Origin of the sequence: Micromonospora sp. NPDC049240, from assembly GCF_040647835.1 — a bacterium.
In the GTDB taxonomy this organism is placed as follows: Bacteria; Actinomycetota; Actinomycetes; order Mycobacteriales; family Micromonosporaceae; genus Micromonospora.
On the sequence record NZ_JBEZCX010000002.1, the window covers coordinates 72,378 to 88,192 of the forward strand.

Here is a 15,815-nt window from a genome sequence, read left to right on the forward strand (position 1 = left end):
CGGAACTGCCCGCCGGGTGCGTCGTCACGCGCCCGGCGGGGTGCCGTCACCACCAGGCAAAACACTCCTCGATCGCGGTGGCACAGGTGGTCGCGTGGGCCGGGCCGGCTATCCGGGCCAGCCGCGATGCCGCGACGTCGAGCATTTCCATGAACGTGGCCCGGTTGTTCTCCGGCAGCATCCGGCGCAGAAACGCGAGCAGCTCGGAATCGCCGACACCGGGTGCGGCTGCGGCCAGCCCGACCATCACCGGCGCGACGTTCGTCTGCTCGTCCGGCTGGAACTGTCGCATGGCTTCCTCAAGCGCCTCTGGCCGTAGTCTGGGCCCGACCGCCGCCACGGCGGAGGGCCTGAGCCACCATCGCTTGCGGGCAAGCATGGCGGCCCGGTCAAGGATGTTTCCGGCGTCCAGTCCGGGTGCTTCGTCGATCAGCCGGGCGATGGCGGCGAGGGCCGGTTCGTCGTAGCTGGACGGCTGGGGGGTGTCGGTCGTGGGCGGCGGCGAGTTCCGGAACGCGGCCAGCGAGACCGGGCTGGGCTTCTGCGGTTCCATCACCCGGTTGATCGCGTCGGACAGCAGTGTCCGGCGCCGCACCGGGTCGGTGATCCGGGGAACGACAGCCGCCGCCACAGCCGGATGGTCATGCGCCTGCCGCAGCACGGCATCGAGATGTTTCTCCGGTACGGCCGACGCGAGTACGGCTAGCTCAACCGGGCCAGCCGAAGCGATCAGGACCGGCAGATGCCGGTCCGGCAGGACCGCCGCAGCCTGCGCGAAACGGGGCAGGGGCAGCGGGAAATGATGGGACCCCCCGCGGGCCGAGGCGGCGACCCGGCTGACCGCCTCGTCGAGGATGTCGTCCGGCAGCAGGTCCGCGACGCAGACCAGGCGTTCGGCAAGTATCTGCTGGCGGGCCATGACGTCGTTCCAGTCCGCGGTGTGCCCGGACGCCATGGCCATGTCCTCTTCCACGGCTTCGGTGATATCCATGCTCCCCCGGTCGTTGCGGATCCGATCGAACAACGCCGGGTGCAGGGCGGGTGGCACCAGCCGGAGCAGATCCGGCGCGATCTTGAGGCTTGCTTCCTCATTCCCGTACGCCGTCAGCAATTTTCGGCACCGTTGGGAACGCTCATTCTCGTTCAACAGGACGGTCAGCGTGGCGCGCGCCGTGCTCCGGGCCGGCTCGGAGAGGTTGCCCGTGCGGTGATACGCCGCCAACACCTCGCGCCGTGCCGCGGACGGCAGAAGCTCCTTCAGTTCGCGTAACGCGTCGATCGACAGTTCGGCCAGGTTGAGCCATGGGCGTAGTAGTCGCGCCGGGTCCGGGGCAGTCTCCACGAGGATCGGTATCAGGGCGCCGAGATAGCCGAAGTCGCTGCCGAGCGCCTCTGCGGTGGCCGTCCGGCGCTCGGGCAGTGGCAGATGCGGCAGGACGACGGCACGTACCCAGGGACCGAAGTCGTGGTCCCTGATCCGGCACGCGGCCTCCCAGACGCGGGCCAGCAGCGCGGGTGGTGCGACCGCGGCGATCTGGCCCAGCGCCGCCGCGATGTCCCAGGCGTTCGCGTAGGTCACCGGGATGGCATTCGCCGACACCAGGGCTTCGGCGACCAGGCTGGGACGGTCAGGCTCCGGGACGTACGGGCAGAGCCCGGCGAGGGCGCGGGCGCGGTCGGTCGGCTGCGTCATCCAGCGCACCAGCATGGCCGCCCGGGACAGTTCCCACAGACCCTCGCCGACGAGCGCGCCGGGCAGAGCGGCGGGGATGCGGTTGGCGATGTCGTGCACGCTGACCTGGATGAGCCGGTAGCGCAGTTCCTCGGGCAGGCGCTGCGGCGGCTGGCCGGCGGCGAGCGCGGTGTCGACGGCCCGGACGGCATCGGCCAGCGCCGTGCCCACGTCGAGAAGGTAGGTGTCGCCGGACGCCGCTGCCAGGTGCGTGGCGTACCAGAGATTGGCAGGCCGGCCATCAGCATCGGTGCTGCCGCGGGCGAGAAGGTCGTGGACTTCGGACATCCGGCCGGACGCTGCCAGGTGCCGGACCAGATGCCGGGCCACATAGCCGTCACCGAACGAGACCGGTGCCACCTGACAGGCGTCGGCACAGCGGCTGTGCGCCTGCCGGACTGCGTCGGCCAACTCCGCCGCCACGACCTCCCGGTCGTCCGGCGTGGGACCGGTGGGCAGGCGCCCGTTCAGGAACTGGCGGAGGCTGACGTGATAGATGCGGTAGGCCCGGGGCCGGCCGGCAACAGTGAGGAACGGGCGGAGTGGGCCGTCGCAGAACCGCCGGACGGTAGCCACCTCGCCGTCCGTCAGATCCGCGACGGCCTGGGCGGTGATCGGCTCGTCGACGGCGGTGAGCAGGCCGAGGATCGGGAGACGGTGCTCCCAGTCGCGTCCTGCCCGCCAATGGTGAACCTGACGCAGGTAGTAGTCCCACAGAGTGCCGGGCAGATCATCGATATTGTCGAAGCCACGCAGCCCGAGTTTGATCTCGGCCAGCAGGTAGCGCAGATATATCCAGATGCCCTGGCAGGCGACGGTGAGGCGGTCGATGAACTGCTGACGGTCCACACCGGCGGCGTCGAGGGCGTGCCGAAGCGGTGGCTCCCGCACCGCTCGGTCAAGGAAGGTTCGCAGGTCGGCACGGTTGCGCTCGTCCTGAGCCGCGATGGTCACAGTGGTGTGCGCGCTGTCGGCAACGGCGGGTGGATGTCCCGTGCGGTAGGTGCCGATGACGAAGACGCCTTCAGGTAACACCGCGGGTAGTCCCAGCGGGAGCTGGTGGGCTTCCCCGTCCAGTTCGTCGAGTCCGTCGATCACCAGGACGATCCGCTCACCGGTGGCGGCCAGGCGGCTCGCGGCCGAGGCCAGGAACACACCGAAGCCCTCCGGTGTCGTCGCCCAGGCCGGGACGATGCCGGCTGCCGCGAGGCCGGTGTGCGGAAACCGCCGGAGTACCTGCGCGGCCAGGTTCTGCCGCGCCACGGCGCTACGGCCGGAACTCTGCCGCGCGAAGTGACACAGCCAGCCTCGGTCCGACACAAGCCGGGCTGCCAGCGCCGACTTACCTACCCCGGCATCGGCCTCGAGCCAGAAGTAGCCGCAGGCATGGCGCCGCAGGAAGTCATCGAGTTCGACGACCAGCCACTCCCGCCCGACAAACCGGTCGGTCTCCAGATCGGCGAATATCGGGGCGGGGTCGAGAAAGGCGACCTCGATCGGCAGCTCGGGAACGGTCGTCGCGTAGGTGGTGATGGTGCTGTTGACGACATCTCCGGCGACGGCGACCGAACCGGCACCGGACGCGTTGGCGATACGCGCTGGTTCGGTCACGACCCCTCATCGATGATCTTGCCGGTTGCCTGAATCTCGCCGGAGGCATCGCGGCCGATCGCCACCGCGCCAGGCCCACGCGCGGTGGTGCCGTCGTGCGCCGTTGGTTCCGGTGGCGCCGCCGGACCGGTACCGTTGGTGACGATACGAGCGCCGCGGGTCAGCGAACCGCCGACCGACACCGCGGCCGGGCCGGACGCCACCACCGGTCCGCTGGCAGGCTCGGACACCTCGGACGGCTCGGACGGCTCGTTCGCATCGCGTTCACCTGAGGTGAGCCACATCTGCAGTCCGGCGGCGGACGCCACTGCGACACCCAGAGCGACGCCCCACGCCCAACCGCCGCTGTCGGTCACCACATTCGTCGCCACCCCGGCCAACGCGGTGACTACCACCAGTAGCCCTGCGGAGCCGATCCGTCGCTGTGCGAGTGCCATGGAAACCCCTTTCCCACCCACGATCACATCTCGAACTGGCCCGACCTTCGCCACGACACCACTGTGAGGGGTTCTCGCCAGTCGATGCCCGTGGCGACCGCCTGCACCAATTCTGCCGCCCCCACCGACCCGGCCAGATCATCGGACGCCTTCGGGGCATGCGCCGAAGGTGATCGTGGCGAACTGATGCGGGGCGCTGCTTTCTCGCCTAAGCTGCGTCACGTGAACATCGATGTTCATCAATAGAAAGCGCTGGTGGCCGAGGCCATCCCACCGGAACCCACGGGCCTCGCATTCACCGATCCCGATGGGAGTACCCGATGACCTGGCGTCCAACCATCGCCGCACTCACCGGCCTGTGCCTCGCCCTCACCACCGCACCAGGCCCCGCCGGTGCCGCACCCCCGGCACCTCGGCGCGCCGCTGATGTGAACGCTCACACGAACCCGCTCGCCGATCCACCCGGCGCGCCCCCCGGAGTCTGCCCGGGCGGCACCGGGTACGGCCCGCCCCTGCCGGCCAGCTCCGTGTCCGCGGCCAAGATCCAGGGCGGGTTCTCGTTCCTCGAAGGACCGGTCTGGATCGCCGACGGCGGCTACCTGCTGATGTCCGACATGGCCGCAGGCACCGGGCCGAACAACGTGCAGCCCTCCACGATCCGCCGGTTCACCCCGCCGGCGACCTTCGACACCTTCATCGCCAACGCCGGCAGCAACGGCCTGGCGCTCAGCCCCGACACCCAGCAGATCATCGCCGCCACCCACGACCAGCGGAACGTCTCCGCATACCGGCTGAGCGACCAGGCCCGCAGCACCGTCGCCGCCGACTACCAGGGCCGGGCGTTCAACTCACCCAACGACGTCACGGTCCGTTCCGACGGCGTCGTCTACTTCACCGACCCCAACTTCCAGCGCGGCAACCGACCGGACCAGATGAGCGGACGTACCAGCGTCTTCCGCGTCTCCGGCGGCCAGGTGTCGCTCGTGGACGACCGGCTGCGGCAACCCAACGGCATCGCGCTCTCCCCGGACGGCAGCACGCTCTACGTGGGCGCCTACTCGGAGAACAAGATCTACAAGTACGTCGTCCAGCCCGACGGCAGCACCGGCGCCCGCAGCGTCTTCGTGAACTACCTCGGCGGTCCCGACGGGGTCACCGTCGACTGCGCCGGCAACGTGTACTGGGCCTCCGGCTCGGACGGGCTGATCCACGTCTACTCGCCCGCCGGCACGCAGCTCGGCACGATCCGCTCCGGCGGCGCCGGCACCACCAACGTGGCGTTCGGCGGACCCGACCGGCAGACCCTCTACGTCACCTCCGGCCGAACGAACGACTCCGGCCTGTACAGCGTGCGACTCAACGTCCCCGGCTACCCGTACTGACCAAGAACCCCGGAAAGGAGGAGCACCCGTGCGGATGAGTCCTCGGAAGCTCCGACACCGCGTCCCGCTCGCCCTGCTGATCTGCGCCGGCACCATCCTGACCGGCGTACCCGCCAACGCCGCGCCGGCCGCGCCGGCGACCGGGAGCCGGCCGGCGGCCCGGCTCGCCGCCGACACCAGCCCACCCACCCGGCCGACCGGCCTGCGTAGCACCCGGCTCACCTGCCAGTCCGTCACGCTCTCCTGGTACGCCTCCCGGGACAACGTCGGCGTCGCCTTCTACGACATCTACCACGACGGCCAGCTCGTCACCTCGGTCTCGGGACGGACGCTGACCGCCACGCTTAGCGTCGTGCAGGGTGTCACCTGGGGCTGGTACGTCAACGCCCGCGACGCCGCCGGCAACGTCTCGCAGGCCAGCTCCACGCTCTCGGTCACCCCGCCGTTCTGCCAGCAGGACACGTCTCCGCCCAGCACGCCGACCAACCCGGCCACGACGGTCAACGGCACGGACGTGACCCTCACCTGGTCGGCCTCCACCGACAACGTCGCGGTCACCGGCTACACCATCCTGCGCAACGGTACGGCGGTCGGCTCCACCACCGGCACCGCCGGCAACCCGCCGGCGACCACGTTCACCGACACCGGGCTGACGCCCGACACCGACTACCGGTACACGGTGACCGCCCGGGACGCCCAGGGCAATGTCTCGGGGGCGAGCGCCGCGGTCACCGCGCACACCGGCTCGGGCTGCACGAGCCCGATCTGCGGCGCCGCGGCGGTCACCACCGAGAGGGACCTGCCCTGGGGCCTGGTGCAACTGCCCGACGGCACGGTCCTCTACGGCCGGCGCGACCTGTTCGACATCGTCGCCATGAACCCGGACGGCACCGACAAGCACAGCATCGGCAGCGTGCCGAACGTGGCCGGCACCAACGGCGAGGGCGGCGTGCTCGGGCTGGCCGTCTCGGCCACCTTCACCACCGACCACTGGCTGTACATCTACCACACCACCACGACCGACAACCGGATCGTGCGCATCCGCTACGACGGCACGCTGCAAGCCAACACCGAGCAGGTGCTCGTCACGGGAATCCCGCGCAACAAGTACCACAACGGCGGCCGGCTGCGGTTCGGCCCCGACGGCAAGCTCTACGCCGCCGCCGGCGACGGACAGGACCCGGACGTGGCCCAGGACACCAACAACCTGGGCGGCAAGGTGCTGCGGCTCAACCCCGACGGCACCGTGCCGGCGGACAACCCCTTCGGCAACTACGTCTGGAGCTACGGCCACCGCAACCCGCAGGGACTCGCCTTCGACTCCCAGGGCCGGCTCTTCGAGCAGGAGTTCGGCAACAACGTCATGGACGAGACCAACATCATCGTCAAGGGCGGCAACTACGGCTGGCCCGCCTGCGAGGGCACCTCCGGCGACTGCGCCAACCCGAACTTCAGGGCCCCGGTCCGGACGTACCCGGTGGCCGAGGCCTCGTGCAGCGGCATCGCGATCGTCCGGGACGTGCTCTACATCGCCTGCCTGCGTGGCAACCGGATGTACCGTGCGGAGATCAGCGGCAACACGCTCACCAACGTCCAGCAGTACTTCGTCGGGACGTACTTCCGGCTGCGCACCGTCGAACCGACCCTCGACGGCAACCTGTGGCTGACCACGAGCACCGGCGGGGACAAGGACAGCACTCCGAACAACAGCAACGAGAAGATCCTCAAGGTGACCCTCGGTGGGGCGGCGTCCGGCCCCACGAGCTGAGGGCGAGCCGGGAACCCGGCACCGCCAGCCCTCGGAGGGTGCCCGCGTCGCGCGGGCACCCTCCGAACGGTCCCCGCAGCATCCGATCCACCGGGCCCACCGGGCCGCCTGCCGGCTTGCCCAACCGGATCTCGCTCTGATGTCGAACCGTCACCGGCCGATCAACGGCAGCGCGGAGAAGGTGTGGTTCTCCCAGATCAGGCGGGAGGACTCCTCCGGATAGGCGGTGACGGTGGACGACGCGTCGAAGCACTGGACGAGCCGGTGATCCCTCTCGTACGCGGGCCAGCCCGGGTCTGCGTGCGCGGCGAACGACGACCAGGCGGCACGCATCCGAGCGGACAGGGCCCGCACCTCCTCCGCCTCCGGGTCGTCGATCAGCATGGCGAGGCGGGCGCGTCACGACCCGTCGAGGATTATCCGGAGCGGACTACCGTGCCGTCATGTCATTTGGCTTCGGCCTCCCCGGCCACCAGCCGGACTGGTTGCCGGGCGCCACCGCCGTCGCCCGGCGGCACGCGGCGGCGAACCGGCAGCCGTACCCGACAGTCGAACGGCACGGCTACGTCCGGACTCGCCCCGGGGCGGCGTCGTCCCGGCACTGGAGAGGCGGAGCCACCGGGCCGGTGAGGGAAGCGGATGCGGGCCCGACGCGGGCGCCCGACGAGGCCCGCAAGCGGACAGGACCCTTGCATGACCTTGATCTCGGCGTTCGTACCGATCTGGATCCTCACCGCGGTCGGCTACCTGGCTTGTCGACAGGGCCTGCTGGGTGAGGCGGCGGCGTCGGTGCTCGGCCGGTTCGTGTTCCACCTCGCGATGCCGTCCGCCCTGTTCCTGACGCTGTCCCGCATGCCGCTGTCCGGCTTCGCCGGTCGCTCGCTGCTCGCTTTCGGGGTGAGCACGGCCGCGGTCGTCGGGGCCGGGTGGCTCGGCGCGAGCCGGCTGTTCGGTCGCGGGCGCGGCGAGCGGCCGGTCTGGGGCATGGCCGCCGGGTACGTGAACTCGGCGAACCTCGGCATCCCGATCGCCACGCAGGTTCTCGGCACCGTGTCGTTCCTGGCGGAGGTGGTGCTGTGGCAGGTGTTGGTGGTGACGCCGATGGTCCTGGTCGCCCTGGACCGGCACCGCAACCCGGCCGGGCGGGTACGGATCCGCCGGATCGCCTCCCTACCGGTGCGCAACCCGGTGATCCTGGCGTCGCTGCTCGGTGTCGGGTGCTCGGCTGCCGGCCTGCGCCTGCCGTCGGTGGCCGACGCGTCGCTCACCCTGCTGGCGGGCGCCGCGGTTCCGACCGCCCTGGTCGCGCTCGGCGCGTCGCTGCACCGCGCATCGCCGTCAGGGGCCGAGCCGGCCGCGCTGGCCGCGATCACCGCGCTGAAGCTCGTCGCACAGCCGGTCATCGCGTACGCGGCCGGGCTGGCCCTGCACCTGTCTGCGCCGCAGTTGCTCGCCGTGGTGGTGTGCGCGGGCCTGCCGACCGCGCAGAACACGTTCATCATCGCCCAGGAGTACGGCGTCGGCGAGACGGTGGCCAACCGGGCGGTGGTGATGACCACGACGCTGTCGCTGGCCACCCTGGCCGCGGCGGTGGCACTGCTCGGATAGGCCGTCAGCCGGCGCACCCCAGGTCCACGAGCAGGCCCGGCGGACCGGGCGCGGACCGGCACCGCGCGACCCGGGGGCCGCCGTGGTCAGAAGAGGCGTGTTCGGCGCGGCCCGGACCGAAGGCGCGCGAGCGGGCCGACGGCGCCGTCTCGTCCAGGTTGCCGGGGTGCGCCCGACAGGTCGATGTCCATGACGGCGGGGCTGCCGTCGACCTCCTCGAACTCCGCGTCGGCGCACCGGACCCGTGCCAGCTCCCGGCCGGTGACCACACCGACCCGGGCCTCGTCGAACGTCTCGGGGAGATCCGTGACGAGCCAGAGCGCGTCGTCCTCGTCGACAACTGTCGCTGTCGCGGCGCCCAGCACCCACGGCTCGCGCTCACCCTCGAACGGCCGGGCGCCCGCGGTGTAGGCGTTCGCGCGGGCGTACACCGGTTGCTTCACGTCGAGGTACTTCTGCTGGTCGCTCGGCGGCTGGTCGGCGAGGCGGGCCAGGTACTCCTCGAACGACGCGGGATGGCCGTCGTATCCGGCGGTGCCGGCCAGCGGTGGCCCCTCGCCCTCCGCGCCCGCCCCGTAGGCGGCGCCCGGGTCGCCGCCCAGGAAGAGGTTCCCGACGTACCTGTCGTCGCCGCCGTAGATCACCGCGTACCCGGCGACCTGGGTGCTGTGCGGGCGGTGGTAGGGCGTGGCGCGGTCCAACACCGGCTCCAGCCGCACGGTGCCACAGATCAGGTTCTGGACGAACGCGCCTCCCTGACTGAACAGCTCCAGCGAGGCGGGCGAGCCGAAGATGTTGTGCTCGACCAGGTAGGGACCGTGGCTGACCTCGACGAAGAGGTCCCGGCAGTTGTCGTGGTAGACGTTGCGGGACAGCCGGGTGCCCTGCGCCTGCCAGTCCAGCCAGGTGCCGAGCGAGCAGTCGTGGATCCGGTTGTGCCGGATCACCACGTCGATGGCGGCGTGCAGCTTGATGCCGGCGATCTCGTACCCGTAGAACTCGCGCTTCACGCCGATGCGGTAGATGTGGTTGTCCTCGATCGTGGAGAACGCGCACCCGAGGTGACCGACTATCGCGTTCTGGCCGCAGTCGTAGATCGTGTTGCGGCGGATCACGTGCGAGCCGATGTGCTCGCGGTCCCACCCGATCTGGCGGGCCGCGAAGACCGACTCCACCTGGTACTGGTAGCCCGGCTTGTCGCCACGCAGAGCGGAGTGGTTCTGCCCGGTCGACCCCTCCTTCCCGATCGAGATCGCCGCGCACTTGGCGTCATGGATCACGTTGTCCTCGATGATCCATCCTTTCGCCCAGTTGGGTCCGATCAGGCCCGGCTGGTCGGCGGTCGGCGGCGCCCACGGGCTGGCCGCGTGCGCCAGCTCGAAGCCACGGACCGTGAGGTAGTCCAGGTGCGGCTGTTCCGGGTGGAAGACGCTGCGGCGTACGTTGATCTCGACCAGCTCCGTGTTCGGGTCGGCGCCCTGGAAGTTGGCCCAGATCGTCGTCCGCTCGCCGACCTCGGCGTACCAGACGAGCTGGGTCTGGTCCGGATCGCCGACCGGACGGGTCACCCTGGTCCAGTCGTCGACGACCTCGGTGCGCCGGGGCGGAGCGTCGACCTCCGCCCGGCTCGCCACCTCGAAGAAGCTCACGCCGTTCAGATAGACGTCGCCGAGGTGCCGGCGTGGCGCACCCGTGCCGTACACGATCCAGTCGCCGGCCACCTCCTCGGCGAACGGGTTGAACGCGCCGAACAGCGCGTTGTCGACGACCGCCCGCCACACCGTCCTGCCGAGCGGTTCCCAGCCCGTGACACGCTCCGATCCCTTGATCACCACGTGCTCGCCGGGCGCGGCCTGGTAGGTGATGCGGCGGGAGTCGCTGAGACCGCCGTGGCGTGGCTTCACCCACTCGCGGTACTCCCCCGCGTGCACCACCACGGTGTCACCGGGCTGGGCGACGCCGGCCGCCCGGTTGATCGTCCGGAACGGCCGCTCGGCGCAGCCGTCGGCGTGATCCGAACCGGTGGTCGCCACATGGAATACGGATGTCATCCGGGGAATCCTCCTGACGTTGGTCACGTAGCTGTCGACACGTTCGCGCCCGGTCACGTCCACACCGGCAGGTCGAGCCGGGACGGGTGGGCGCCGTCGTGCGAGATCTCCTGCCGCGCCCGTACCGTCGTGGTCGCGGTGGCGGCGGGTTCGCCGCTGCCGGGATTGCGGGCGTAGCGCGGATGCGCTCCGGAGCTGACCTGCACGGCGACGCGGTGGCCGGCGGCGAAGCGGTGGAACGCCGGCCACAGCGGCACCGCCAGCTCGACGAAACCGTCCTCGTCGGGCCGCGGGTCGGTGGCCGAGGTGCCGACGCCGCCGAGGCGGCGGATGCCGTCGCACACGCTCATCGAGCGGCCGTCGGGGTGCACGTCGCAGATCCGGACGAACACGTCCGCGCTGGCCGCCGTCGAGCGGAACCGCACGTGGGCGATCGGCTCCCCGGCGAGGACGACAGCGTCCGCCAGCGGTGGACCACGGAAGACGACCACGTCCGCACGGCGTTCGTGGGCGCTGTTGTCGACCGGGCCGGGGGCCGGGCCGGGACCACCGAGCGCGGGTGTGGGCCGGTCCGGATCGTAGGTGTAGCGGGTGCTGCCCCCGGCGGGTACGGCCGCGTCGAGCAGCCCGGACGGATGCAGGTGCCACCGCTGCACGACGGTGCCCGGCGGCGGCCACGCGGGTAGGTCACGCCACTGTTCCGCGCCGGTGAGGAAGGCGCGCACCGGCGCCGGCCGGGCCGCGGGCACGCCGGCGAAGTGTTCCTTGAGGAACGCGATCGACTCGGCGAGGAACGGACTCCGGTCGCCGCGGTGGCCCCACGGGCCGATGGTGAGCCGTGGCGGGCGACCGGCCGTGGCGAGTTGGGCGTAGTTGCGCAACTGCCAGGGAAGGAAGATGTCGTACCAGCCGGTGGCCATGTACACGGGTGCGGTGACGTCGGGCACCGACGCGGTGTGCGACTGCCGGGTCCAGTAGTCGTCGGAGAGGCTCTCGTGGGCCAGCCAGTCCTGGTACCAGCCGATCGGGTGGCCGGCCACGACGGTGTCGGCGCGGGACAGGGGCAGGACGTCGAAGGCTTCGGCCAGCTTCCGGTCCGGCCGCCACGCGAGCCGCGCCCGGACCAGCGCGCCACGCATGCCCCGCAGCGCCATCCGGCGCGACCAGCCGAGCGAGCCGCCCAGCGAGAAGGCGCCGTTGTTCCAGGTGACCGCGCCGAGGTCGGCCATCGTGACGTTCAGGCACAGGGCGTCCGGCGCGTTCCCCGGGTCGTCCCGGCACATCCGTCCCGCCACGGCCCACTGGACGTAGCCGAGGTAGCTCTCCCCGTACGTCGCGACGGTGCCGGTGAACCAGGGCTGGCGGCGTACCCATCGGTGGGTGGCCATGCCGTCGCGCTGCTCGTCGAGCTGCGGCCGGAAGCTGCCACCGGAGCCGCCCGTACCGCGGCAGCTCTGCACCAGAACCGTGAACCCCTCGCCCGCCAGCGCCGGCGCGTGGGTGAGGGAGCCGTGCCGGCCGTACGGCGAGCGGACGACGACAGTGGGCAACGGCGGTTCGACCGTGCCGAGCGGCAGGTAGAGGTCGGCGCGCAGCTCGACACCGTCGTCCATCGGCACGCGCAGCCCGCGCCGCACGGTGAGGGCGTACGGCGGCTCGGTGGCCGCGTGGCGACGGGCGCGCCGGAGCCGGCCGGACAGTCGGCGGCGGAGGCTCGTCATCACTCAGCCTCGGTGCTGGCGGTGATCGACGACACGACCGGCTTGCCGAGACGCTTCACGACATCGACACTCATGCCGTGTCCGCCCACGGTGAGTCCCCCAGCTACCGCAACCCGATCCTCCCGGGTTTCTGGCCCGATCCGAGCATCTGCCGCGCCGGTGACGACTACTACCTCGTGTGTTCGAGCTTCGAGTACTCGCCCGGTGTGCCGATCTTCCACAGTCGGGACCTGTTCAGTTGGCGCCAGATCGGCAACGTGCTCGACCGCGCCGGTCAGCTTCGGCTGCCCCCCGACACGCTGGCCTCGCGGGGTATCTACGCGCCGACGATCCGCTACCACGACGACCGGTTCTGGGTCGTCACGACGAACGTCACGCTCGGTCGACACCTGATCGTCACCGCGACCGATCCCGCCGGCCCGTGGTCGGATCCGGTCTACCTGGACCTGCCGCACGTGGACCCGTCGCTGGCGTGGGACGACGACGGCAACTGCTGGCTGACGGTGTCCGGGGTCGAGTCGTACCGGATCGACCCGGGTACCGGAGAGGTCTTCGAGGGGCCGGTGCCGATGTGGTCGGGAACGGGTGGCCAGTACCCGGAGGCGCCGCACCTGTACCGGGTCGGTGACTGGTGGTACCTGCTCGTCTCGGAGGGCGGTACGCACACCGGCCACGCGGTGAGCGTCGCCCGCGCGCGCTCGCCGCGCGGGCCGTTCCAGCCCGGGCCGGCCAATCCGATCCTGACGCATCGCGGTACCGACCAGCCGGTGCAGGCGACCGGGCACGCCGACATGGTCGAGGCCGCGGACGGCAGCTGGTGGATGGTCCTGCTGGGCATCCGGGCCAAGGGGCACTGGCCGCCCTACCACGTACTCGGGCGGGAGACGTTCCTGGTGCCGGTGCGCTGGGTCGACGGGTGGCCGGTGGTCGAACCCGTCCGGTGCGGGACCGGCTCGGCGGGGACGACCGGGTGGGACGACCGGGACGACTTCGACGACGAGCGGCTGGGCGCACAGTGGATCTCCCCCCGTGAGCGGCCCGCCTCGGCCTGGTCGTTGACCGAGCGGCCCGGCTGGCTGACCCTGCACGCGACCGGCGACAGCCTCGACCGGAGCGGCGCCGTCATCGTCGGCCGTCGCCAGCAGCACCATGACTGCCGGGTCAGCGCCCGCGTCGATCCCGGCTCCGGCCGGTCCGGCCTGACGATCAGGATCGACGAGGCCCACCACTACGACCTGGAACTCGCGCGGGGCCGGGCTCGGGTCATCGGCCGGGTCGGGCCGTTCCGCCAGGTGTTCGGGGAGTGTCAGGTGCCGGCGGGGGCGGTGACCGTGGCACTGAGCATCCGGAGCACCGACGTGCTGCCGCCGACGGTCACCTCGTCCGACGATCTCGCGCGGGCGGGCCACGTGGGCGTCGTGGCCGCCGGCAGTGACACGATCAGGTTCGAGGTCGAGACCGGAGACGGCTGGGCGTACCTGGCGGAGCTGGACGGGCGCTACCTGTCCACCGAAGTCGCCTCCGGCTTCACCGGACGGGTCATCGGCATGTACGTCACCGAGGGAACCGCCGGGTTCGACTGGTTCGACTACCGGCCGACCGGATGACGGGACCGGCACGCTCACCCCTTGAAGGCGCCTTCCATGATGCCCTGCACCAGACGTCGTCCGACGAAGACGAACAGCACCAGCAGCGGGAGGGTGGCCAGGAAGGAGCCGGACATGGCCAGGCCCAGGTCGATGTCGCGGTTCTGTTGCAGTGCCTTGATGGCGATCTGGACGGTGTAGTTCTCCGGTGACTTCAGGACGATGAACGGCCACAGGAAGTCGTTCCACGCGTAGACGAACGTGAACAGCCCCAGCACGTACGCCGCCGGGCGGACCAACGGGAAGGCTACCCGCCAGAAGATCTGCCAGGTGGTCGCGCCGTCCACCCGCGCCGCCTGCATCAGCTCGTCGTCGATGGTGCTGCCGATGTGCTGGCGCATCCAGAAGATGCCGAACGCGCTGACCAGCCCGGGAACGATCACCGCCTGAAGACTGTCCACCCAGTTGAGCTGGGAGATGATCAGGTACTGCGGCACCACGGCCAACTGCGCCGGCACCGTCATGGTCAGCACGACGACGAGGAACAGCGTGTTGCGGCCGGGGAAGGACAGCTTGGCGAAGGCGAAGCCGGCCAGGGCGCAGAGCAGCGCCTGGCCCACGGCGATCGTGCCGGCGACGACGAGGCTGTTGAGCAGGGACTGCACGAACGGCACGATGGTGAGGACCAACTCCGCCAGGTGCAGGAAGTTGCCGCCGGGCGTGATCGTCGGCGGCAGCGTCGTCGCGGTGGCGGAGTCCGTCGTCGCCACCACGAACATCCAGTAGAGCGGAAAGACGCTGACCAGCGCCATGAGGGTGAGCAGCGCGTACACCGGGAGCGGGACGCGGTTGGCCGAGCGCCGCCTGGCCCGCCCGGGCGCGGCGGTCGAGGGTGTGGGCTTCATGGGCGCTCCGAACGGATGCGGGTGGCCAGCAGATAGTTGAGTCCGGAGAAGGCCACCACGATGACGAAGAGCGCGACGCCGACCGCCGCGCCGTAGCCGAAGTGGAACTGCCCGAAGGACTGCTCGTAGAGGTAGAGGGTGACGGTCTGGCACTGCCGTGCCGCTCCGCACGTGAGTCCGCCCACCGGGTTGGCCAGCAGCGGCTCGGTGAAGACCTGCAACCCGCCGATGGTCGACGTCACGACGGTGAACGCGATGATCGGCCGCAACGAGGGGATGCTGATGTGCAGGAACTGTTTCCAGCCGTTCGCACCGTCGGCGGCGGCGGCCTCGTACAGTTCCCGGGGGACCGCCTGGAGCGCGGCGAGGTACAGCAGGGTGTTGTAACCGGTCCAGCGCCAGGCGATCATCGTGGCGATCATGATGTGGCTGCCCCACAGCGACGCCGTGAAGTCGATGTGGTCGAAGCCCAACAACCCGAGGAACCAGTTGATCATGCCGTAGTCGCGGTCGAACATCTGGGCGAAGACGATGGTCGTGGCCGCCACCGAGGTGACGTAGGGAACGAGCACCGACATCCGGAACAACGCGGCCAGCCGCAGCCGTGCGTGGTTGAGCAGGTGGGCCAGGCCGAGCGCCAGGAGCAACTGCGGCACCGTCGACAGCACCCAGATGCTGAACGTGTTCCGCAGCGCCCCCCAGAAGCGCGGGTCGTGCAGGAGTTCGGAGAAGTTGTCCAACCCCACGAAACGGTGCTCGCCGATGGGGTCCCAGTCGAACAGGGAGATGTAGAACGTGAACAGCAACGGGAAGAGGCCGAAGATCAGGAAGAGCACGAAGAACGGTGAGATGTACGCGTACGGCGCCAGGGACTCCCGTACGCCCTGCCGGATCCGCCGCTTGCGACCGGGCCGCCGGACGTCCGGTACGGCCGTGGCCGGGGTGAGCATGGTGGTCAAGGCGTCACCTTCCCGATGGGCGGCAGCCGGGCGGTACCCGGCCGCCGCGCGTCAG

The 15,815-nt window shown here is 70.7% G+C and carries 11 protein-coding genes; 4 read left to right on the forward strand and 7 right to left on the reverse strand.

Annotated elements, in window-relative coordinates; genetic code table 11:
- Positions 1 to 46 precede the first annotated feature (46 nt).
- Positions 47 to 3,343 carry a hypothetical protein gene (locus tag AB0B02_RS03615; protein ID WP_357296597.1) on the reverse strand — a complete coding sequence of 1,099 codons (3,297 nt, stop codon included), beginning with the start codon at positions 3,341 to 3,343 and terminating at the stop codon, positions 47 to 49.
- Complete coding sequence (locus tag AB0B02_RS03620) at positions 3,340 to 3,780, reverse strand: hypothetical protein (protein ID WP_357296598.1); 441 nt, start codon at positions 3,778 to 3,780, stop codon at positions 3,340 to 3,342. The genes AB0B02_RS03615 and AB0B02_RS03620 overlap by 4 nt, the downstream gene beginning before the upstream one ends.
- A 320-nt stretch (positions 3,781 to 4,100) precedes the next feature.
- Between AB0B02_RS03620 and AB0B02_RS03625 the strand changes: the two genes are divergently transcribed.
- Together AB0B02_RS03625 and AB0B02_RS03630 are read left to right on the forward strand one after the other, a co-directional pair.
- Entirely contained in the window at positions 4,101 to 5,162 is a 1,062-nt protein-coding gene (locus tag AB0B02_RS03625) for an SMP-30/gluconolactonase/LRE family protein (protein ID WP_357296599.1), read from the forward strand.
- Positions 5,163 to 5,196: 34 nt separating this feature from the next.
- On the forward strand, positions 5,197 to 6,930 hold the full coding sequence (locus tag AB0B02_RS03630; protein WP_357296600.1) for a PQQ-dependent sugar dehydrogenase: 1,734 nt from the start codon (positions 5,197 to 5,199) through the stop codon (positions 6,928 to 6,930).
- Between the two features lie 150 nt (positions 6,931 to 7,080).
- On the opposite strand, the gene AB0B02_RS03635 is transcribed toward AB0B02_RS03630, so the two are convergent.
- Positions 7,081 to 7,314 carry a hypothetical protein gene (locus tag AB0B02_RS03635; RefSeq protein ID WP_281935022.1) on the reverse strand — a complete coding sequence of 78 codons (234 nt, stop codon included), beginning with the start codon at positions 7,312 to 7,314 and terminating at the stop codon, positions 7,081 to 7,083.
- 309 nt (positions 7,315 to 7,623) lie between these two features.
- Here AB0B02_RS03635 and AB0B02_RS03640 point away from each other — a divergent pair, with 309 nt between their 5' ends.
- Complete coding sequence (locus AB0B02_RS03640; protein ID WP_281935024.1) at positions 7,624 to 8,538, forward strand: AEC family transporter; 915 nt, start codon at positions 7,624 to 7,626, stop codon at positions 8,536 to 8,538.
- 86 nt (positions 8,539 to 8,624) lie between these two features.
- Here AB0B02_RS03640 and AB0B02_RS03645 read toward each other — a convergent pair whose 3' ends face one another.
- On the reverse strand, positions 8,625 to 10,589 hold the full coding sequence (locus AB0B02_RS03645) for a right-handed parallel beta-helix repeat-containing protein (protein ID WP_357296601.1): 1,965 nt from the start codon (positions 10,587 to 10,589) through the stop codon (positions 8,625 to 8,627).
- Positions 10,590 to 10,642: 53 nt separating this feature from the next.
- Positions 10,643 to 12,310 carry a CocE/NonD family hydrolase gene (locus tag AB0B02_RS03650; RefSeq protein ID WP_357296602.1) on the reverse strand — a complete coding sequence of 556 codons (1,668 nt, stop codon included), beginning with the start codon at positions 12,308 to 12,310 and terminating at the stop codon, positions 10,643 to 10,645.
- A gap of 77 nt (positions 12,311 to 12,387) precedes the next feature.
- On the opposite strand from AB0B02_RS03650, the gene AB0B02_RS03655 reads away from it, so the two are divergent.
- Positions 12,388 to 13,917, forward strand: coding sequence for a glycoside hydrolase family 43 protein (locus tag AB0B02_RS03655; RefSeq protein WP_357296603.1), 1,530 nt, complete (start codon positions 12,388 to 12,390; stop codon positions 13,915 to 13,917).
- Between the two features lie 14 nt (positions 13,918 to 13,931).
- Here AB0B02_RS03655 and AB0B02_RS03660 read toward each other — a convergent pair whose 3' ends face one another.
- Positions 13,932 to 14,801: a carbohydrate ABC transporter permease gene (locus tag AB0B02_RS03660; protein WP_357296604.1), complete on the reverse strand. Its 870-nt coding sequence runs from the start codon at positions 14,799 to 14,801 to the stop codon at positions 13,932 to 13,934.
- Positions 14,798 to 15,751 carry a sugar ABC transporter permease gene (locus AB0B02_RS03665; RefSeq protein WP_281936241.1) on the reverse strand — a complete coding sequence of 318 codons (954 nt, stop codon included), beginning with the start codon at positions 15,749 to 15,751 and terminating at the stop codon, positions 14,798 to 14,800. The genes AB0B02_RS03660 and AB0B02_RS03665 overlap by 4 nt, the downstream gene beginning before the upstream one ends.
- Positions 15,752 to 15,815 lie beyond the last annotated feature (64 nt).